Source organism: Nocardia sp. NPDC004278 (genome assembly GCF_053602975.1).
The window spans coordinates 1-21,224 of the sequence record NZ_JBSGEQ010000064.1; the positions used below are offsets into that span (position 1 = coordinate 1).

Genomic DNA, 21,224 nt, shown 5'->3' on the forward strand with positions numbered 1-21,224 from the left:
TCATCGACGCGTTGGCGCAGGGCGGTGGGGGAGAAGCCGGCGAATACCACCGAATGGGTGAGGCCCAGTCGCGCACAGGCCAGCATCGATACGATCGCCTCGGGGACCATCGGCATATAGATGGCGACCCGATCGCCTGGCTCGAGTCCGAGTTCGGTGAGGTAGTTGGCGGCCCGGGACACCTCGGCCAGCAGCTCGGCGTAGGTGATATCGCGGGAGTCGCCCGGTTCGCCCTCCCAGTGGATGGCGACCTGATCGCCGTGTCCGTCGAGCACATGGCGGTCCACGCAGTTGTAGGCGACGTTGAGCTTGCCGTCGACGAACCACTTCGCGACGGGCGCCTCACTCCAGTCCAGGACCTGGGTCCATGGCTGATCCCAGTGCAGCCGCGCGGCCTGTTCGGCCCAGAACGCGTCGCGATCCGCCGCGGCCCGCTCGTAGATCGACGCGTCGGCGTTCGCGGCTGCGGCGAACTCCTCGCTCGGCGGGTACGACTCCCGGTAGTCGGCGGTGGTATCGGTCATCTTGTCTCTTCCTTCACGTAGCCCGTGGTGCTGGCAGTCGCGGTCGAATTCGACAGTAACCAACTGTGACCCACACTGCGTCCGGTGTGTCCAACGGGTTTCCATCCCGTCACGGCAGCGGGTATCCTGCGCGATCCGCTGACAAACCGGCCCTCCGGTCGCTATCGTCATAGACCAACCAGCTCCGGACACCGGAAGCCCCAACGGAGGCATACTTCCGGCGGATGTCCGTTCTCACATGAATCTTTAGCGTGTTTCGCCGATGTTGCCGGATTGGTAACAAGTGGAACGAACCTCGCTCAATCCGGTGACAAGTCTGCTTCGAATGGCTAACGTCCCAGGCATTCCAAGGCGGATCGAGTCGCGCATGCGTGGTCGCGGATCCCCCTTTGCCTGTCTCGAAATCGGGAGAACGCGTTGAGATTCAACAGAGCTACAGCGTTGACCGCGGCGGTACTGCTGGCCACAAGCCTGGGACTGTCCGCATGCTCGTCCAGCGATAGTGCCGATGCCGACATCGTCACGACGAACGCCGGTGAGCCGCAGAACCCATTGGTGCCGACCAATACCAATGAGAATATGGGCGGCCGGGTGGTGGACCGGCTGTTCGCGGGTCTGAAGTACTACGACGGCAAGGGTGTCGCGCACGACGAGATGGCCGAGTCGATCAAGTCTCCCGACCGCAAGACCTACACCATCACCATCAAGCCGGACTGGAAGTTCACCGACGGCACCTCGGTGACGGCGAAGTCGTTCGTCGACGCCTGGAACTACGGCGCCCTGGGCACCAATGCCCAGTTGCAGAGCTACGTGTTCAGCCCGATCGTCGGATTCGACGAGGTATCCGCGGAAAAGCCGACGGCACAGACGATGTCGGGGCTGAAGGTGGTCGACGATCGGACCTTCACCGTCCAGCTGAAGACGCCGTCCATCGATTTCGAGACCGAGCTCGGCTTCGCACCGTTCTATCCGTTGCCCGATGCCGCGTTCAAGGATATGAAGGCCTTCGGTGAGAACCCGATCGGCAACGGTCCCTACAAGTTCAAGACCTGGGAACACAACGTCAAGATCGAGCTGGTGCCCAACCCGGACTACAAGGGCGGCCGCCCACCCAAGAACAAGGGCCTGCGCTTCGTCATGTACCAGTCGTTCGACACCGCGTACTCGGATCTGCAGGCAGGCAATCTCGATACCCTGGACACGATTCCGGACAGCGCGCTGACCTCCTTCAAGAAGGACCTCGGCGATCGCGCGATCCTCGAGCCGACCGCGCAGAACCAGCACATCGGCGTCCAGGCCAATGTCCCGCATTTCGGTGGTGAGGAGGGTCTGCTGCGCCGCAGGGCCATCTCCATGGCGATCAACCGGCAGCAGATCTGCGACACCATCTTCAACGGCACCAAGATCCCGGCCCGTGACTTCACCTCGGCTCCGCTGCCCGGATTCGACGGGAACCTGCCCGGCTCGGAGATGTTGAAGTACAACCCTGAAGAGGCCAAGAAGCTCTGGGCACAGGCCAATGCCATTTCGCCGTGGTCGGGGCGCTACGAGATCGCCTACAACTCCGACGGCGGCCACCAGGGGTGGGTCGAGGCCGTGGCCAACAGCGTCAAGAACACCCTCGGTATCGACGCCGTCGCCACGCCGTACCCGACCTTCAAGAACATCCGAGATCTGGTGAACCAGAAGACGATCGGCAAGTCCTTCCGCTACGGCTGGCAGGGTGACTACCCGACGATGCTGCAGTTCCTCACCTCGCAGTACTACAGCTACTCCGAGACCAATAACGTCGACTACAAGAGCCCCGAATTCGACCACCTGCTCGATGCCGCGCTCGCCGCGCCGACACTGCCGGAGTCGTACAAGATCGTGGCGCAGGCGCAGGCGTTGCTGATCAAGGATATGGCCGATATCCCGGTGCTGGACTACCTCGCCGCAGCGGGACGTTCGGACAAGGTCAAGAAGGCCGATCTGGCCTGGAACGGTCTGTTCGACTTCGAGAACATCGAGAAGTAGCCGCTCGGCGCCGACCGTGCCGCCATGACTCGACGGCACGGTCGGCGCCGCTTACCCAGGAGACGAAATGGCCTGGTATGTCTTGCGGCGTCTGCTCCAAATGATCCCCGTCTTCCTCGGGGCGACGCTGCTCATCTATGCACTGGTCTTCCTAGTGCCGGGCGATCCGATCCACGCGCTGGCTGGCGACAAGCCGATGACGCCCGCCGTGGAAGCCCAGCTCCGCGCGCGCTATCACCTGGATCGCCCGTTCTTCGTGCAGTATCTGCTGTATTTGAAGGGCATCTTCACCCTCGATTTCGGTACCGCCTTCTCCGGCCGTCCGGTGCGCGACGAGCTCGCGCGGGCGTTTCCGATCACCATCAAGCTTGCGTTCATGGCGGTGCTCATCGAGGGCGTCTTCGGCGTCATCTTCGGGCTGATCGCAGGTCTGCGCAAGGGCAAACTGTTCGATTCGACGCTGCTGGTGGTCAGCCTGATCATCATCGCGGTGCCGATCTTCGTGATCGGCTTTCTGGCCCAGTTCGTGCTCGGCGTGAAATGGGGCATCGCACCGGTGACCGTCACCGGTAAGGCGAGCTTCTCCGAACTGCTCGTACCCGCTTTCGTACTTGGGTCCCTGTCGTTCGCCTATGTGCTGCGTCTGACCCGAAACTCGGTGGCGGAGAACATGTCCGCCGACTACGTGCGCACCGCGACCGCGAAGGGGCTGAGTCGGCCCCGGGTGGTCACGGTGCACATTCTGCGCAACTCGATGATCCCGGTGATCACCTTCCTCGGCGCCGATCTCGGTGCGTTGATCGGCGGTGCGGTCGTCACCGAGGGCATCTTCAATATTCCGGGTGTCGGCGGAACGCTGTACCAGGCGATCACCCGCGGTGAACCGCCGACCGTGGTCTCGTTCGTGACCGTGCTGATCGTGATCTTCCTGATCTCGAATCTGCTCATCGACCTGCTCTACGCCGCGCTCGACCCGAGGATCCGATATGCCTGATCTCGATAAGAAGGTTCCGGACAGGCAACCGCATTTCGTGGCTCCGCCCGACGAAGTCGAGGTGCTCGCCACCGATCAGGTCGTCGATACCGGGTCACCGACCAGCATCTGGCAGGATGCGTGGCGCCAGTTGCGTCGCAATCCGATCTTCATCGTCGCCGCGGTGCTGATCGTCTTCATCGCCGTCGTCGTGCTCTGGCCCGGCCTGTTCAGCGATCAGGATCCGCGCTACTGCAACGGCGATTTCAGCATGGATCCCCGCGGACCCGGCCATCCCTTCGGATTCGATAAGCAGGGCTGTGATGTCTACACCCGAACCGTTTACGGCGCACGGGCTTCCGTGATGGCGGGTTTGGGCGCGACGACGGTATTCCTGGTCGTCGGCGGCACGCTCGGGGCCCTCGCGGGCTTCTATGGCGGACTACTGGATTCGGTGGTCTCCCGCATCGCGGAGATCTTCTACGCGATTCCGCTCATGCTGGCCGCGATCGTCATCATGCAGCTGCTCGACGCGCGCACGATCTGGACCGTCATCCTGATTCTGGCGGCCTTCACCTGGCCCCAGGCCGCGCGCATCGCGCGCAGTGCGGTGATCGAGGCCAAGAACAGCGAATATGTCACGGCGGCAAAGGCATTGGGGGTGTCCCGAATACGGACGCTGCTGCGCCATGTGCTGCCGAATGCGGCCGGACCACTGATCGTGGTCACCACGATCTGGCTCGGCGCGTTCATCGTCACCGAGGCGACGCTGTCCTACCTCGGCGTCGGTTTGCCACGCACGATCGTGTCTTGGGGTTCGGATATCAATACCAACCAGCACGAGCTGCGCGGCGGATCGCCGATTTTGTTCTATCCCGCAACGGCTTTGGCGCTCACCGTGCTGAGCTTCATTCTGCTCGGCGACGCGTTGCGGGACGCACTCGATCCGAAGGCGAGGAAGAGGTGACCGGGTCGATGTCCGAGCGACCATTGCTCGAGATCGAGGATCTCAACGTTTGTTTCTCCTCCGAGGGCAAGAAGATTCCGGCGGTGCGCGATGTCAGTCTGTCGGTGTATCCCGGCCAGACCGTCGCGATCGTCGGCGAATCCGGATCCGGGAAGTCCACCACCGCGCACAGCATCATCGACCTGTTGCCCGGCACCGGGAAGGTCACTTCCGGATCCATCGTGTTCGACGGCAAGGATCTGGCCAAGGCGTCGAAGCGGGATGTCGTCGCGGTCCGCGGTAGCGGTATCGGGTTGGTTCCGCAGGATCCGATGTCGAATCTGAATCCGGTGTGGAAGATCGGGTTCCAGATCCGCGAGACCCTGGAGGCCAATGGCATTGCCAAGGGCAAGGCGGCCAAGCAGCGCGCCATCGAACTGCTCGAGGAAGCCGGTATGTCGGATGCGGCGCGCCGGGTCAACCAGTATCCGCACGAATTCTCCGGCGGTATGCGCCAGCGCGCGCTCATCGCCATCGGACTCGCCTGCCGTCCCAAACTGCTGATCGCCGACGAGCCGACCTCGGCCCTCGACGTCACGGTGCAGCGGCAGATCCTCGACCATCTCGACGGACTCACCAGCGAACTCGGCACCGCCGTGCTGCTCATCACCCACGACCTCGGCCTGGCCGCCGAGCGCGCCGAACATCTGGTGGTGATGTATCGCGGCAAGGTGGTGGAATCCGGTCCGGCACTGCAGATTCTGCGTGAACCGCAGCATCTGTACACCAAGAAGCTGGTGAATTCGGCCCCCTCGCTGGCCTCGCAACGGCTGTCTTCGGTGCGCGAGCGCATCGAGGTGCGCAAACAGGCCGTCCAGGTCGCCGAGGAGGTCGCGGCGGCCGATACCGAACTTGCGGTGGTCTCCGATGACGTGGTGATCGCGCAGAATCTGACCAAGGCGTTCAAGATTCGGGGCAGCACGCCGTGGCAGTCGACCGATTTCATCGCGGTCGACGATGTGTCGTTCCGCTTGAAGCGCGGCACGACCACGGCCATTGTTGGCGAGTCCGGTTCGGGCAAATCCACGGTGGCGCAGATGGTGCTGGGTCTGCTCGAACCGACGTCGGGTTCGGTGACCTTCGACGGACGTGAAGTGGCGAAGCTGGATCGTAAGGGTGCGTTCGCTTTTCGCCGTCGGGTGCAGCCGATCTTCCAGGACCCCTACGGTTCGCTGGATCCGATGTACTCGATCTACCGGACCATCGAGGAGCCGCTGCGCACGCACAAGATCGGCACCGCCAAACAACGCGAGGCAACGGTGCGCGACCTGCTGGACAAGGTGTCATTGCCGTCCTCGGTGATGCGCCGCTACCCCAATGAACTCTCCGGTGGCCAGCGCCAGCGCGTCGCGGTGGCCCGTGCGCTCGCGCTCTCGCCGGAGGTGGTGGTGTGCGATGAGGCGGTCTCCGCTCTCGACGTACTCGTCCAGGCCCAGATCCTCAAGCTGCTCAACGATTTACAGGCCGAATTGGGTTTGTCCTACCTGTTCATCACCCACGACCTGGCCGTCGTCCGGCAGATCGCCGACGATGTCCTCGTCATGCAATCCGGCAAGATCGTCGAAGCGGCCACTACCAATGAGGTTTTCGACAACCCGCGAGAGGAGTACACCCGCCGCTTGCTCGATGCAATCCCCGGACGGGATCTGCTGGCGGGCTGACCTGCAGTCTGTGCGGCTTACCCCTTGGGTTGGCCGCACAGAGCGAGTCTGGAGCGCACGCGAGGCGTCGGCTTCCGTGCGCTACCCAGTCATCCCGGATCTTACGAGCGAGGAGTTCGCGGCCCGTCTCGCGTCCGCGCGAGAGCGCGGGTATCGGATTCAGCCGAGTCGTGCAAGCGCATGCGACGAAGTCGCGAGTCTCGACGGCGACTGCTTGCAGGTCGCTGAAAGGGGCAGCCGCGAGGCGCCAGGTCACCACGCCCGCGCGGCCGAAAACAGAGCCCGCGAACACGTCGCGTCATAGCGGCTGCAAAATGACACAGTGACCGATCCGCTACAGCCTCTTGTCGATCTGCCCGGTGTGCGCGAAGCCGCTGATAAAGCGCGCGACGCGCTCGCCGCCGTACACCGGCACAAGGCGAACCGGCGGGGCTGGCCGACCACGGCGGCCGAGGCGGCGGTGCGCGCGGCCAGGTCATCGGCCGCGATCGAGGGCGCGAGCACCGAACTGCCCGCCGACGGCCGGGTCGCGGATCCGATTCTGGCCGGATCACTGCGGGTCGGGCAGGCCCTCGACGGTGACGCGCTGCGCAACCTGATCGGCACCTGGCAGCGCGCGCCGCTGCAGGCACTGGCGCGGCTGCACCTGCTGGCCGCGGCCGATCTGGTGACCGACGAGTCGCTGCTCGGGCGGCCGCGCGGTGATGACGGCGTGGCCGAACGGCTCGACCTGCTGGCCCAGACAGTTCTCGGCTCGACGGCCCCCGCACCGGTCATCGCGGCGGTCGTGCACGGGGAGCTGCTGGCATTGCGGCCGTTCGGTACCGCCGACGGCATTGTCGCGCGGGCGGCCTCCCGACTGGTCGCGGCGTCCAGTGGGCTGGATCCGCACAGCCTCGGTGTGCCGGAAGTGTTTTGGTTGCGCCGGCGCCAGCAGTACCTGGATGCGGCGGCCGGATTCGGGTCGGGTGCCGCGGACGCGGTGGGCGGCTGGGTGATCCTGTGCTGCGGCGCCTTCGAGGATGGTGCGCGGGAGGCCACGTCGATCGCCGAAGCGGCGTCGGGCTAGCGCAGATAAGGGGGCCGTACACATCAAAGCGGGCGGCGTTGTCGTTGACGACCTCACCGCCCGCTAGCACGGACTCCGGGTTACCAAGCGTGCTAGGTGGGTTGTGTTCTGCGGCCTCGGCGATAATCCGTACTCCGCCGGTTCATCCCCGCAACCTGTGCGAGGCCCTCGCCGACGATAATCCGTATCTCGCAGGCCCACAACGCTTCTGCCCTTGTCGCGGCGCGCTCCGCGTGGGTGCCTGGTGCCCGTGCTGGGAAGGGTGGGTTGGGAAGCTGAACCTTCTCTTCTGGCTCCGCTCAGGCCTTCCGTCCTTCCGTAGTTACATTTCTACACCTGTGACAGCCTTCACATCAAGGGCTGCGAAAACATTCAATAATCGGCGTGTTTACCGGCGTTTCGTGGTTAAATGCCTGGTCGCAGCGCCCTCTTTGTTATGTCGGCAAACGCTTGCGCAAGCCTTCCGCTTCGCCCCCGAACAGCCCTTCCGCAGGCCCGCGTCGGGGCAGCTATGGCTCAGCGGCGACGTCGCAGCAGCCGGTAACTGATCGCCCCCGCCAGCGCCGCGCTCAACCCGACCGCCGCCGTCGCGGCAAGGGTGGTCGACGAAGGGCTCTGGAAACGCGCCCACAGCGATACCGGGTTGGAAAAGGTGAGGATCGGCCATCCCTTGGCCACCGCCTCGCGGCGCAGATTGCGATCCGGATTCACTGCGGTCGGATGGCCCACCGCGCTCAGCATCGGCACGTCGGTCACCGAATCGGAGTACGCATAACACCGCGTCAGGTCGTAACCCTCACTGGCGGAAAGCTTTTCGATCGCGGTCACCTTACCCGCACCGTAGCAATAGAATTCGACCTCGCCGGTGTAGCGACCGTCCTCGACCACCATCCGAGTGGCGGCGGTGTGCGAGGCCCCGAGCGCCTCGGCGATCGGGGCTACGATCTCCTCGCCCGAGGCCGAAACGATCACCACATCATGGCCGCGGATCTTGTGGTCGGCAATGAGATCGGCTGCCTCGGCGTAGATCAGCGGGTCGACGAGATCATGAAGTGTCTCGGCCACAATGGATTTCACCTGCTCGACGTCCCAGCCTGCGACCATATTGGTCAGGTTGGCGCGCATTCGCTCCATCTGATCGTGGTCGGCGCCCGACAGCATGAACAGGAAGTGCGCATAACTGCTCTCCAGCACTGCGCGCCGGTTCAGCAGGCCCTGTGCGTAGAAGGGCTTACTGAATACATATGTGCTCGACTTCGCGATCACCGTCTTGTCGAGATCGAAGAAGGCGGCGATGCGCTGGCCCCCGGCCATGGGTCGCGTCGTTGCCGTCACGTCCCGTGCCGTCTGGTCCGCGAGCTCTGTCTGGTCGCCATCGGCCGTCACCCGTTCAGAATATGCATGTGCCCCTGACGGTGCCGACCGGACCGTGCGCGGAGTTGGTCGGGTGAGTTTGCCCCGGAGACGCCGGGCCGGTGGCGGCCATAAGTTCTCCGACGACAGACTTGCGTTGTGGCCCGGGCTTGGGTGTAGTATTGCTGGCACCTGGACATAGTCCAGGCGCGTTCAGCCCGACCCCCCGGGGCTGAACCCGACGGCCCCAGCCTCCTCCCCCCCCGGCTGGGGCCGTCCTCTATTTCTGGCCAGGTTTCCCCGGGTTTCGGCGTTCCAGATTTATCCACACCCCCCGAGTTATCCACATTCGGCATATTGGATCTTCTGCTGCGGCTCGTCATCGAGCACGCTGACCTGCATGAATCTCGAAGTCGCGCCGGCACTCACACCGCCGCCAGCGCTTGTGCTCATCCAGGACATTCGGCTGTGTGACGAGGTGCGCCGGGTCGCGGCGGCCGCCGAGCGTGCTCTCGATGAGCGCGGGCTGCCCGTCGGCCGACATGCCTGGGCCGCCGCGCCGCTGGTGATTCTCGACACAAACGCCGCCCAGAGCTGCGCAGAGGCCGAATATCTCCGGCGTATCGGCATCGTCCTGGTGACCGACGGGGAACCCGGATTGACCGATTGGCAGGCCGCCGCCGCGGTCGGAGCCGAGCGTGTCATCGCGCTGCCGGGTGCGGCGGTCGGGCTTATCGAGAAGTTTGCTGAGCACGGCGAAAACCGCATGGGCGACGGTGTGGTGGTCGCGATCGCGGGCGCGAGCGGTGGTGCGGGCGCCTCCACATTGGCCGCTGCGACCGGGCTGCGATCCGCCGCCGAGCGGTTCCGCCGCGACACCGTCCTGATCGACGGCGCACCCCTCGGCGGCGGCCTCGACCTGCTGCTCGGCGTCGAAACCGAGGCCGGACTGCGCTGGCCGGATCTGGTGATCGAGGACGGTCGGGTCTCCGCCGCGGCGCTGCACAGCGCACTGCCCGCGGCGGCGCCGGGGCTGGCGGTACTGTCCTGCGGCCGAGTCGGTGCCGGACGCTTGCCCGTCGACATAGGCCCCGCCGCGATCCGCGCCGTCATCGAAGCAGGCCGTGCCGCAGGCGATTTGGTGATATGCGACATATCCGGCGAACGCGGCCCACATGCCGACCAGATACTCGACGCGGCCGACCTGGTGGTGTTGGTCGTGCCCGCCCGCCTGCGCGCCGTGGCCGCCGCCGAGTCGGTCGCCGCCCATATCGGCCGACGAAATCCGAACCAGGGCTTGATCGTTCGTGGCCCAGCCCCCGGCGGCCTTCGTGGCACCGAGGTCGCCGAGGTCCTCGACCTTCCCCTACTCGCCGCCGTCCGAGCCCAACCCGGCCTCGCTCCCCGCCTCGAACGCGGCGGCCTAACCCTCCGCCGCGGCCCCCTCCGCGACGCCGCAGACGCCATCCTCACCGTCCTCAGCGCCCCAGCCGGACAGGGATTGCGATGAGCGGCTTCGCGAAATCCGAGACCCCGCCCCGAGTCCGCAGTGCCGGTGCGGCGGCGCCCGCGATCCCGGGGTGCCATGACAAGGCGATTGACTCAATGAAATACCAACTGTCGCAGCGTTATCGGTATGTGGTGCGAGCTGCCCGGTCGGTGCTCGGCGCGAGGAGATCTGCGGCCCTGAAAGGGCGGGCGAGATTCCGGGCATCGCGGCCGGTCCCTGATGTGGGTGCTGGCGCTTCGGTGGGGATGAGTGCATTGGTGGCGTCCGAACTACCGCATCAGGATGCAGTGCGCGCCCGGCCGGTGCAGCGATCTGCGGCGCTGAAGGCGCACGCGACCTGTCGGAGTGTCGGGCGGGCCCTCGATTCGGGTGCTGGTGCTTCGGAGGAGAGGGGTTGGGGATGAGTGCGTTGGTGACGTCGGAGCTGTTGGATCGGGTGCGGGAGCGGCTGGCGGGGGCTTCGGGGGATCCGGATCCGGCGCAGGTGGCGGCGGCCATTCGGGCCGAGGCCGGTGGTGTGCTCGGTGATACGGATCTGCTGCGGGCGTTGCGGTTGTTGCAGACCGAGATGACCGGGGCAGGGCTTTTGGAGCCGCTGCTGCAGGATCCGCGGGTCGCCGATGTGCTGGTGACCGCGCCGGATGCGGTGTGGATCGATCGTGGTCGGGGGCTGGAGCGGACTTCCGTCGCTTTCCCGGATGAGGCGGCGGTGCGCCGATTGGCGCAGCGGCTGGCGCTGTCGGCCGGGCGGCGGCTCGACGATGCGCAGCCATGGGTGGATGGCAGATTGTCGGGAAGGGAAGCGGCGCTGGGGGATTCGTTCGGTGTACGGCTACATGCGGTATTGGCCCCGGTAGCGCACGGCGGCACCTGCCTGTCACTGCGAGTGCTGCGCCCGGCAACGCAGGGGCTGGACGCACTGGCGGCAGCCGGTGCGATACCCGCCGACGCGAAACTCCTGCTGGAGCAGATCATTCGGGCCAGACTGGCCTTCCTGGTGGTGGGCGGGACCGGCGCGGGAAAGACCACGCTGCTATCCGGACTGCTGGCCAAAGTCGCCGCGGACGAACGCATCGTCTGCGTCGAGGACGCGGCCGAACTGGCACCGCCTCATCCCCACGTCGTGCGCCTGGTCGCGCGCACCGCGAACGTAGAGGGTGTCGGCGCGGTGACGGTACGCGACCTGGTCCGCCAGGCATTGCGAATGCGCCCGGACCGAATCGTCGTCGGTGAAGTCCGCGGCGCGGAGGTGGTCGACCTACTGACCGCACTGAACACCGGCCACGACGGCGGCGCGGGCACCGTGCACGCGAACTCGCCCCGCGAGGTACCTGCGCGCCTGGAAGCCCTTGCGGCACTGGGCGGTATGGACCGAAAAGCCCTGCACAGCCAACTCGCCGCAGCCGTCCAAGTGGTGCTGCATGTCCACCGCCGAGCCGACGGATCCCGTGGCCTCCGCGAAATCGGCATCGTTGACCGCACCCCCCAAGGCCACGTCCGCATAACCGCCGCTTGGCGCGCAGACCAAGCCCCCACCCCGGCCGCCCCTGAACTGACCCGCCTACTCAACGAACGGTTCGTCCGATGGTCGGGGCGCTGATATGTCTGGCAGTGGCGCTGCGCTCGGCGCTTTCAGCGCAGAGGACGCCAGCCCCGGGCCGGCGACCGGGGTGGTCGGCAACCGGAGCGGTCGTGCGCTCATCAGGCGCAGTTCCGACGGCGCTGGATCCCGGTCCAATTGCGGCACCGGTCATCTCGGCATACGTGGCTTCGGTAGCAATGCGGCCAGGTGTGCTCGGCGAACGGCTCGTTCGATGATCGGGGCGTTGGTATGCCTGGCAGTGGCGGTGCTGATAGCGCCGGTGTCGAGGTCGCGACGTCGGTTCACCGGTATGTTCGTCACAGCTGGGGTGCATCGAAAGATACAGCGTGGCAGTGTGTTTCGAGCAGCGTTCGCGGTCGGGATGGTCGCCGCGCTTGCTGTTGGCGTCGCTCCGCTGCTGGCGGCGGTGTTGGTTGGGGGAACTGTTGGCATTCGGGTTAGGCGGGGGAGTCGGGATCGGCGGCGCGGTGCGGAGTGCGCCCACCTGCTCGATGCGCTCGAGGCGGTCATCGGTGAACTGCGGGTCGGTGCCCATCCGAGTGCCGCGGCGGAGGTTGCCGCACAGGAGTCGCGTGGCGAGGCCGCACGTGTCTTCGCGGTCTGCGCGGCCCGTAGCCGACTAGGCGGCTCCGGGGCGGATGGTCTGCGGCATACCGATTCCATCGTCGACGCCGAACTCGGGCGGATCGCCGACGCATGGCAGGTCGCCGAAAACCACGGCCTTGCCCTCGCTGAGCTACTTTCCGCCGCTCGCACGGACCTATCGGGCCGCATCCGGTTTCGCGCGCGCACCACAGCCGCCCTGGCGGGTGCTCGGGCCACCGCCGCGGTCCTGGCAGGTCTGCCACTGCTGGGTATCGGCCTCGGCCAACTGATGGGCGCCGCCCCACTGCACGTGCTGTTGAGCCCCGGCGCCGGAACAGCACTGCTGCCGCTGGGTGCGGCACTCGCATGCATCGGCTTGCTCTGGACCGATGCGATCACGCGAAAGGTCCTCCTATGAAACGCACCTGGTCGGCGATATCGGTTGTGCACATTCGAAGGGGGGTCGAGATGATTGGAATTGCCAGTGGGCCAGTGGTTCTGCTCGCTGCGGCGTTGGTGGTGCTGCCGGGGCGGGTCGCGGTGAGTCGACGGCTGCGGGCGCTGCGAGAAGGCGGCTCGCAGTCGATCACCGCAATATCAGGCCGCGGGACCAGCGTAGATCCACTCGCCGCTGCGTCAGTTTTCGACCTATTGGCCGCATGCCTACGCGCCGGGTTGCCGATGGCGGCCGCGGCGCGCGCAGTGGCACCCGGTGCGCCCGCATCGCTCGGAGCCGCATTGCGCCGGGCCGCTGATCTACTGGCGCTCGGCGCGGACGCGACGATGGCATGGGACCAAGTCGCACGGGACGGCGCGAACCAGCCGGGTGCCGAGGAGGTCGACGCATTGGCGCGCATGGCGCGGCGCTCGGCACGATCGGGCGCCTCGCTCGCCGCCGCCGTCGGCGAACTGGCCGAACAGCGCCGCAACAGCGTCGAGGACGCGGCCGCCGCGCGAGCCGAACGCGCCGGAGTCCTGATCGGCGGCCCGCTCGGCCTCTGCTTCCTCCCCGCCTTCATCTGCCTCGGCATCGTCCCCGTAGTAGTCGGCCTTGCGGGCCGGGTGCTCGGAGGTGGACTGCTGTGAAAACCACACGACCGGGAAGAGCATGTCGGCACGGAGCCGCCGCGTCGACTGGAAAGAGAGGGGAAATCGGTGCGAATCGGGAAGGTGCGGGAACGGGTGGTGCAGATGCTCGGAGCTGTCGGCGTCGAGGTGCGGGCGCGGCTGTTGCAGGCGGTGGTCGCCGAGGACGGGATGAGTACGGCGGAGTATGCGATCGGGACCATTGCGGCGGCCACGTTCGGGGCCGTGCTGTATGGGGTGGTGACCGGGGACAGCATTGTGAACGCCCTGACGAAGATCATCGACAAGGCGCTCAACACCGCGGTGTAGCCGATGACGATCGTCGATTAAACTATTGCGGTACAACGCATCTCGGTGACGATCGGGGTGCGGTGACGGTTGAGGCGGCGATCGCGCTCGCTGCCATCGTGGTCGCGGTGGTGCTGTGCGTCGGAGCCTTGCTCGCGGCGGCGACACAGGTGCGCTGTGTCGACGCCGCTCGCGAAGCGGCCCGGCTGGCCGCCCGCGGTGATCAGGCGAATGCGGTGTCGGCGGCGCGGCGGGTTGCTCCGCCCGCCGCCGACATCTCGCTGCGCAGTGAGGGCGATCGGGTGGTCGCGACGGTCTCCGGCCGCTCACCCCTGCTGCCACTGCTGATGCTGCGTGCCGAGGCCGTGGCCAGCCGCGAGCCGGGAGCCGAGCCGTGACCGACCGCGGCCCGGCAGCCGAAGCCGGTATCCCCGCGGCCCCGGCGCAGATGAAGGACTTGGAGGTACCGCGCCACATCGGCGCGGTGGTAAGGGAGTGCAGTGATCGAGCGGTAGACGCGGCGTCGTCGGACAACGCGCGACGTCGGCGGGTCGACCACCGCCACCGTATGTTCGATGCTCGGTCGGATCGTCGGCGTTTCGCGATCGCGGATGACGGTGTTGCGACAGTGTTCGCGTGCCTGGTGCTCGCGGCGCTGATCGGCGTGACGTTATTGATCGGTCAGGTCGGGGTGGTGATCGTCGGGCGGCATCGGGCACAGGCTGCCGCGGATTTGTCGGCTTTGTCGGCGGCGGGGGAACTGGAGCGTGGGGCAGATGCCGGATGCGCTGCGGCGAGTGAGATCGCATCGCGGATGGGAGTGCGGATTCTGCAGTGCGCGGTAGTGCAGTGGGATGCGACTGTCACCGTTGAAGGGAATGTACCAATAGGTCTGTTCGGAAAGCGGACTGTTCGCGCGGTTGCTCGCGCGGGGCCGGTCGAAGTTGGAGTATGACCGGTGCATACAGATGTCCGACAGCGGTCCGTCGCATCGCTGGAATTCGGTAATTGAGATGGTCGAATAATTGCGGTATTGCATCAATTTACTGAGTAGCCGCAGAACGCAAACTGTGTATCCGCACGTCGGATGCTAATGCCCGTGGCAATAACCCAGTTAACATGAATATATTCCTCTTTAATCGGCGGGTCGGCACGCCTGGGTCTGCCGGGCGCGGCAGGCCGGTCTGTGTCGATCGTCCCTGGTGATCATCCGGCCAACTGGACGAGTGATCACACTCGGAGGTCGGCGCTGTCACGAATCGAATGCGAGGCCTTCACCACGCCGATCAGCCACCTGTTCCGGCCGCCAACTCGCCCAGAATGGCGGCAAGCAGGCGGGCCGCGCCCGCCTTGTCCAGCGGATGGTTGCCATTGCCGCATTTGGGCGACTGCACGCAGGACGGGCAGCCCACCGCACAGGTGCAGCTCTCGATCACCGCGAGCGTCGCCGACAACCAGCGCCGCAGCTGCGCGAATCCACGTTCGGCGAACCCCGCACCACCTGGCTGCCCGTCATAGACGAACACCGTCGGCAGGCCCGTATCCGGATGCTCGGCGGTCGAGACACCGCCGATATCCCATCGGTCACACGTCGCGACCAGCGGCAATAGGCCGATAGCGGCATGTTCGGCGGCGTGTAGTGCGCCGGGCACCCGCGGCATATCCAGGTCTGCCGCGGCCAGCAGTTCCGGCGTCACGGTGTACAGCACCGCGCGGGTCGGCAGCGTCTGCGCGGGCAGATCCAGCTCCACCAGGTCCAACACCTCGCCCGTGCGCAGCGTGCGCAGATAACCGATCACCTGGCTGGTGACCCGCACCTGCGCCAATGCCGTGGTCACCCGGCCGTGGATGCGCTGTTCGGTCACTTTGTCGATGGTGATCGAAGTGACCTGCCTGGCGCTGGTCGTCCAGCCGGGATCGGTGCCGTGCACAAACGCGACCCCGCCCTCGAAATCCAGCTCATCGACCACGTAGACATCGCCTTGATGCAGGTGAACCGCACCTTCGTGCAGCGTCGCCCGCGCTCGTCCGGCGTCGGCGGTGCCGAGCAGTCTGCCGGTCTCGCCATCCACGATGGCAATGGGGGTGCCGATGCCCCCGCGCACGTCAACGGCATCGTGGGGATGCGTTTCGGCCGTCGCGAACCAGCGTGCGCTGCCATCTCTCGCAACCCCCGTTCGGCGTCGGATCAGTCCTTGACCTGCGAGATCGTTCAGCACCTCGCGCGCACCGAGCGCGTCGACCTCACCGTCGGTGAGCGGCAGTTCCAGCGCGGCGCACAGCAACTGCGGACCCAATACATAGGGATTGTGCGGATCGGTGATGGTGGCCTCGACCGGCTTGTCCAGCAGCGCCTCCGGATGGTGGACCAGGAAGGTATCCAGCGGATCGTCCCTGGCCACCAGTAGCACCAGCGATCCCTGCGTGCGCCGGCCCGCCCGCCCGGCCTGCTGCCAGAACGATGCGACCGTGCCGGGAAAACCCGAGATCACGACGGCATCCAGCCCCGCGATATCGACCCCGAGCTCCAGCGCGTTGGTGGTCGCCGCCCCGAGCAGCGATCCATCAGAGAGCGCGGCCTCCAGTTCGCGCCGATCCTCGGCGAGATAGCCCGCCCGATAGGCGGCGACCCGCTCGCTCAGCGCCGGATCGACCTCGGCGAGCAGCCGCCGGGCCTCGATCGCGGTCAATTCCGCGGCCCGCCGCGACCTGACGAAGGCGAGCGTGCGCGCGCCCTCGACCATTAGATCGGCCATGATCCTGGCCGCTTCCGAGGTTGCCGATCTCCGCACCGGCGCACCGTTTTCGCCGGTCAGCGTGGTTAATAGCGGCGGTTCCCACAGTGCGATGGTGCGCGCGCCCCGCGGCGATCCGTCCTCGGTGACCGCGACACAGGGAGCGCCGATCAGCCGGGATGCCGCGGCCGCTGGCTCGGCCGTCGTCGCCGAGCACAGTATGAATACAGGATCCGCGCCGTAATGGGCCGCGATGCGTCGCAGCCTGCGCAGCACCAGCGCCACATGCGAGCCGAATACACCGCGGTAGGCGTGGCATTCGTCCACTACTACATAGCGCAGCCTGCGCAGCACCCTGGCCCAGCGCTGATGCGAGCGCAGCATGCCGACGTGCAGCATGTCCGGATTGGTGAGGATCATCCTGGCATTCGCGCGCACCCACTGCCGGACCTCGGCCTGGGTATCGCCGTCGTAGGTGGCCGGATGGACGTCGCGCAGCGGGCCCTCGTGGGTCAATTCCGCTATTGCCCGCAGCTGATCGGCGCCCAATGCCTTGGTCGGCGCGAGATAAAGGGCGGTGGCGAGCGGATCTTTCCGCAGTGCGGTGAGCACCGGCAGCTGGTAGCCGAGCGACTTCCCGGATGCTGTGCCGGTGCTGACGACGACGTGCCGACCGCTGGCGGCGAGGTCGGCGGTTCTGATCTGATGCGTCCACGGCGCCTCGACCCCGGTGGCGCGCAGCGCGGCGACCACATCGGGCGCTGCCCAATCGGGCCAGGTAGTGGCGGCCGCGGGGCGTGCGGATAGCTCGACGACGTGGGTGAGGCGGGGGTCGTCGTCGGGCCCCCCATTCAGGACACGATTCAGCAACGATCCCCCGTAACTCGAGCCGTTGCTGGGTCGTATCCGAGTTACCGGCTCGGTCGGATTCACGATGCGAACTCCGCGACACGCTGGGAAAGTGTGAAACGCGTGCGCTTGGGAAGTCCCACCTGCCTTTTCGATACCAAATAGCGACCTGGGTCACAGGCTGATTGCCATACGTCGACTCGGTTATCTGAAGGCAAACGAACCTCAAGTCTAGATTCCGGCATTGTGTCCCTCACCTGCGCATTCGCAAGATCAACTTTTTTGCAAATTGTCGGTAACTCGACTGTTGAATTGCTCGAAGACATGGTTCACTAGTTCCTGGTCGCAAGCTTCTGTGTTCGAGGGACGGATCCAAAGTCCAAACCGTCAGCAGGATCGATGTTGCGGCCGGTGTGCTTGGTGCTTTCCTGCAGGGGGAACCAACAGTACAGCGGTCGGAACGGACCCGGTGGATGAACCTACTTGTCCGCCGTTCCGGTAAGAAAAGAGAAGGAACAGAATGGCACAGGGAACTGTGAAGTGGTTCAACGCGGAGAAGGGGTTCGGCTTCATCGCGCCCGAGGACGGCTCCGCTGACGTCTTCGTCCACTACTCCGAGATCCAAGGGTCGGGCTTCCGTACCCTCGAGGAGAACCAGAAGGTCGAGTTCGAGGTTGGCCAGGGCACCAAGGGCCCGCAGGCCACCGGGGTTCGCGCGCTCAGCTGAGCGACGCAACGATTCGCTCGTCCCTCACCGCCGGTAACCGGAGGTGAGGGACGAGCCATGTCTGGGGTAAGACACAAATATGACGGGTACCTGCGGGTGCCCACGCATTGTGATGGGCACTGCATACTGATCAACAGCGACGCAGGTACGCTCTGTGGTTCGAGTCGCAAGCGCTCGGCCACACGTCGCGTCAAGGTATAAACGTGTCTGGTGGCAACGTCCTCCCCGTCGCCGCCGCTTGCCCCAGCCGCGCACAGCGCGAAAGAGCGCCGCGCGGGTCGATTAGGAAAGGTGTATTCGCCGGTGGCAACACGAGACCGCGGTGCAGCCGACCAGGGCCGTCCCCTGCGTCGTCTCGTGATCGTCGAGTCCCCGACCAAGGCCCGCAAAATCGCGCCCTATCTCGGTCGCAATTACACGGTCGAGGCCTCGGTCGGTCATATCCGGGACCTGCCGCGCGGTGCGGCGGATGTTCCCGCCAAGTACAAGGGGCAGTCCTGGGCGCGCCTCGGCGTCGACGTCGACAACGACTTCGAGCCGATCTATGTGGTGAGCCCGGATAAGAAGGCCAAGGTCTCCGAGCTCAAGAGTCTGCTGCAGAACGCCGACGAGCTCTATCTCGCCACCGACCCCGACCGTGAGGGCGAGGCCATCGCATGGCACCTGTTGGAGACGTTGAAGCCCAAGGTGCCGGTGCGACGCATGGTGTTCCACGAGATCACCGAGCCCGCCATCCTGGCCGCCGCGGCCGATACCCGCGATCTCGATAACGATCTGGTCGACGCGCAGGAGACCCGGCGCATCCTGGACCGGTTGTACGGCTACGAGGTCAGCCCGGTGCTGTGGAAGAAGGTCATGCCGCGGTTGTCGGCCGGCCGGGTGCAGTCGGTTGCGACCAGGGTGATCGTGCAGCGCGAGCGTGAGCGGATGGCGTTCCGCTCGGCCGAGTACTGGGATATTGCGGCGAAGCTGGACGCGGGCGGGGAGAACGGCGACGCCACCAATCCGCGGACCTTCGGGGCGCGTCTGGTCACCGTCGATGGGACCAGGGTCGCCACCGGGCGGGACTTCGGTCCGGACGGTCAGCTCAAGGGCAATGGGGTTGTCGTACTCGACGAGCCGTACGCCCGGCGGCTCGCCGAGGCGCTGGAGGGCGCCGATCTGGTGGTCTCCTCCGCGGAGGCCAAACCGTATTCGCGCAAGCCGTACGCGCCGTTCATGACCTCGACACTGCAGCAGGAGGCGGGCCGCAAACTGCGGTTCAACGCCGAGCGCACCATGCGGGTCGCGCAGCGGCTGTACGAAAACGGCTATATCACCTACATGCGTACCGACTCGACCACGCTGTCGGAGTCGGCGATCGCCGCGGCCAGATCGCAGGCGACCCAGCTGTACGGCGCGGAGTACGTGCATCCGACGCCGCGTCAGTACACCCGCAAGGTGAAGAACGCGCAGGAGGCGCACGAGGCGATCCGTCCGGCGGGCGATACCTTCGCGACCCCGGGCCAACTGCACGCGCGGCTGGACAATGACGAGTTCCGGCTCTACGAGCTGATCTGGCAGCGCACCGTCGCCTCGCAGATGGCCGATGCCAGGGGCACCACGCTGACGCTGCGGATCACCGGTATCGCGGGCACCGGTGAGGAATGCGTCTTCTCCGCCTCCGGCCGGACCATCACCTTCCCGGGCTTCCTGAAGGCCTATGTCGAAAGTGTGGACGAGGAGGCGGGCGGTCAGTCCGATGACGCCGAATCCCGGCTGCCCGCACTCGACGAGGGTGAGCGCGTTACCGCGGTCGAGCTGAATCCCGACGGGCACACCACGAATCCGCCCGCGCGGTACACCGAAGCCTCGTTGATCAAGACGCTCGAAGACCTCGGCATCGGTCGACCCTCGACGTATTCGTCGATCATCAAGACGATTCTGGACCGCGGATATGTGTACAAGCGCGGCAGTGCGCTGGTGCCGTCCTGGGTCGCGTTCGCGGTAGTCGGTCTGCTGGAGGCCTATTTCGGGCGACTGGTCGACTTCGACTTCACCGCCGCGATGGAGGACGATCTCGATGCCATCGCCGGTGGGCGCGAGCAGCGCGGAAATTGGTTGTCCAGCTTCTATTTCGGCGGCGATCACGGTGTCGAGGGGTCGGTCGCGCGCTCCGGCGGTCTGAAGAAGATGGTCGGTGAGCGGCTCGATGATATCGATGCCCGCGAGGTCAATTCGATCAAGCTGTTTGTCGATGACGCGGGTCGCGACGTCGTGGTCCGGGTCGGCCGCTTCGGACCGTATCTGGAGCGGATGGTTGCCAATCCCGATGACCCGGAAGGGGATTCGATCTCGCAGCGGGCGAATCTGCCCGATGATCTGCCGCCGGACGAGCTGACCGCCGAGGTCGCCGAGAGGCTCTTCTCGACGCCGCAGGAGGGGCGTGCGCTGGGTGTGGATCCAGCGACCGGACACGAAATCGTTGCCAAGGAAGGACGTTTCGGGCCGTACGTCACCGAGATCCTGCCCGAGCCTGCGGACGAGGACGGACCGACGCCAGCCAAGAAGACCGCGAAAAAGGCTGCGGCGCCGAAGCCGAGGACCGGATCGCTGTTCAAAGATATGGATCTGGCCACGATTACGCTCGACGATGCGCTGAAGCTGTTGTCATTGCCGCGCGTTGTCGGTACCGATCCGACCAGCGGTGAGGAGATCACCGCGCAGAATGGGCGTTACGGACCGTATCTGAAGAAGGGCACGGATTCTCGTTCGCTGCTCAATGAGGATCAGATCTTCACCGTGACGCTCGACGAGGCATTGAAGATCTATGCCGAGCCCAAGCGACGCGGACGGCAGGCGGCGAGCACCGCGGCGCTGCGCGAGCTCGGCAACGACGCGGCCACCGGCAAGCCGATGGTGATCAAGGATGGCCGTTTCGGTCCTTATGTCACCGACGGTGAGACCAATGCCAGCCTGCGCAAGGGCGATGAGGTCGACTCGATCACCGACGAGCGGGCCTCGGAACTGCTCGCCGACCGGCGCGCGCGTGGTCCGGTGAAGAAGACGGCCAAGAAGGCGGCGGCGAAGAAGACGCCAGCCAAGAAGGCCACCGCCGCGAAGAAGACCGCAACCAAGGCCACGGCGGCCAAGAAGACCGCCGCCAAGAAGGCGGCCGCGAAGAAGTCCTGACGGCTGTGCCGATCGGTCGAATCGATCGATCGGCGCAGTACGCCCTGCGGTCGGACCATCGAGAGCCG

17 protein-coding genes are annotated in these 21,224 nt (G+C 65.9%); 14 read left to right on the top strand and 3 right to left on the bottom strand.

Annotation, left to right across the window (positions count from 1 at the left end):
* Positions 1-524, bottom strand: a 524-nt coding sequence (locus ACWEO2_RS42410) for an acetyl-coenzyme A synthetase N-terminal domain-containing protein (protein WP_452410554.1), incomplete at its 3' end; no start/stop codon positions are given.
* Between the two features lie 417 nt (positions 525-941).
* Here ACWEO2_RS42410 and ACWEO2_RS42415 point away from each other — a divergent pair.
* The 5 genes from ACWEO2_RS42415 to ACWEO2_RS42435 all read left to right on the top strand — a co-directional run bounded on the left by ACWEO2_RS42415 (position 942) and on the right by ACWEO2_RS42435 (position 7,249).
* On the top strand, positions 942-2,540 hold the full coding sequence (locus tag ACWEO2_RS42415) for a peptide ABC transporter substrate-binding protein (protein ID WP_452410555.1): 1,599 nt from the start codon (positions 942-944) through the stop codon (positions 2,538-2,540).
* 67 nt (positions 2,541-2,607) lie between these two features.
* Positions 2,608-3,534, top strand: a complete 927-nt coding sequence (locus ACWEO2_RS42420; protein WP_355189596.1) for an ABC transporter permease — start codon at positions 2,608-2,610, stop codon at positions 3,532-3,534.
* A complete protein-coding gene (locus ACWEO2_RS42425; RefSeq protein ID WP_355189597.1) occupies positions 3,527-4,480 on the top strand; it encodes an ABC transporter permease in 954 nt (317 codons plus the stop codon). Before ACWEO2_RS42420 ends, ACWEO2_RS42425 begins: the two co-directional genes overlap by 8 nt.
* 8 nt (positions 4,481-4,488) lie before the next feature.
* Complete coding sequence (locus ACWEO2_RS42430) at positions 4,489-6,180, top strand: dipeptide ABC transporter ATP-binding protein (RefSeq protein ID WP_452410556.1); 1,692 nt, start codon at positions 4,489-4,491, stop codon at positions 6,178-6,180.
* Between the two features lie 322 nt (positions 6,181-6,502).
* Complete coding sequence (locus tag ACWEO2_RS42435) at positions 6,503-7,249, top strand: oxidoreductase (protein ID WP_452410557.1); 747 nt, start codon at positions 6,503-6,505, stop codon at positions 7,247-7,249.
* A 516-nt stretch (positions 7,250-7,765) separates the two neighbouring features.
* Here ACWEO2_RS42435 and ACWEO2_RS42440 read toward each other — a convergent pair.
* Positions 7,766-8,563, bottom strand: a complete 798-nt coding sequence (locus ACWEO2_RS42440) for an HAD-IB family hydrolase (protein WP_452410571.1) — start codon at positions 8,561-8,563, stop codon at positions 7,766-7,768.
* Between the two features lie 439 nt (positions 8,564-9,002).
* Between ACWEO2_RS42440 and ssd the strand changes: the two genes are divergently transcribed.
* From ssd to ACWEO2_RS42475, 7 genes are all read left to right on the top strand, one after another.
* Entirely contained in the window at positions 9,003-10,112 is a 1,110-nt protein-coding gene (gene ssd / locus ACWEO2_RS42445; RefSeq protein ID WP_452410558.1) for a septum site-determining protein Ssd, read from the top strand.
* 400 nt (positions 10,113-10,512) lie between these two features.
* A complete protein-coding gene (locus ACWEO2_RS42450; protein WP_452410559.1) occupies positions 10,513-11,712 on the top strand; it encodes a TadA family conjugal transfer-associated ATPase in 1,200 nt (399 codons plus the stop codon).
* Positions 11,713-11,926: 214 nt separating this feature from the next.
* Positions 11,927-12,718 carry a type II secretion system F family protein gene (locus ACWEO2_RS42455; protein ID WP_452410560.1) on the top strand — a complete coding sequence of 264 codons (792 nt, stop codon included), beginning with the start codon at positions 11,927-11,929 and terminating at the stop codon, positions 12,716-12,718.
* A gap of 50 nt (positions 12,719-12,768) precedes the next feature.
* Positions 12,769-13,386, top strand: coding sequence for a type II secretion system F family protein (locus ACWEO2_RS42460; protein ID WP_452410561.1), 618 nt, complete (start codon positions 12,769-12,771; stop codon positions 13,384-13,386).
* 105 nt (positions 13,387-13,491) lie between these two features.
* Positions 13,492-13,695 (top strand): DUF4244 domain-containing protein, encoded by a 204-nt coding sequence (locus ACWEO2_RS42465; protein WP_452410572.1) that lies wholly within the window; start codon positions 13,492-13,494, stop codon positions 13,693-13,695.
* 62 nt (positions 13,696-13,757) lie between these two features.
* Positions 13,758-14,072, top strand: coding sequence for a TadE family type IV pilus minor pilin (locus tag ACWEO2_RS42470; RefSeq protein WP_452410562.1), 315 nt, complete (start codon positions 13,758-13,760; stop codon positions 14,070-14,072).
* Positions 14,073-14,242: 170 nt separating this feature from the next.
* Positions 14,243-14,629 carry an Rv3654c family TadE-like protein gene (locus tag ACWEO2_RS42475; protein ID WP_452410573.1) on the top strand — a complete coding sequence of 129 codons (387 nt, stop codon included), beginning with the start codon at positions 14,243-14,245 and terminating at the stop codon, positions 14,627-14,629.
* 331 nt (positions 14,630-14,960) lie between these two features.
* On the opposite strand, the gene ACWEO2_RS42480 is transcribed toward ACWEO2_RS42475, so the two are convergent.
* On the bottom strand, positions 14,961-17,279 hold the full coding sequence (locus tag ACWEO2_RS42480; RefSeq protein WP_452410563.1) for a DEAD/DEAH box helicase: 2,319 nt from the start codon (positions 17,277-17,279) through the stop codon (positions 14,961-14,963).
* A gap of 499 nt (positions 17,280-17,778) precedes the next feature.
* On the opposite strand from ACWEO2_RS42480, the gene ACWEO2_RS42485 reads away from it, so the two are divergent.
* Both ACWEO2_RS42485 and topA read left to right on the top strand, forming a co-directional pair.
* Entirely contained in the window at positions 17,779-17,985 is a 207-nt protein-coding gene (locus ACWEO2_RS42485; RefSeq protein WP_011206895.1) for a cold-shock protein, read from the top strand.
* Between the two features lie 357 nt (positions 17,986-18,342).
* Positions 18,343-21,156: a type I DNA topoisomerase gene (topA, locus tag ACWEO2_RS42490; RefSeq protein ID WP_452410574.1), complete on the top strand. Its 2,814-nt coding sequence runs from the start codon at positions 18,343-18,345 to the stop codon at positions 21,154-21,156.
* Positions 21,157-21,224: the final 68 nt, after the last annotated feature.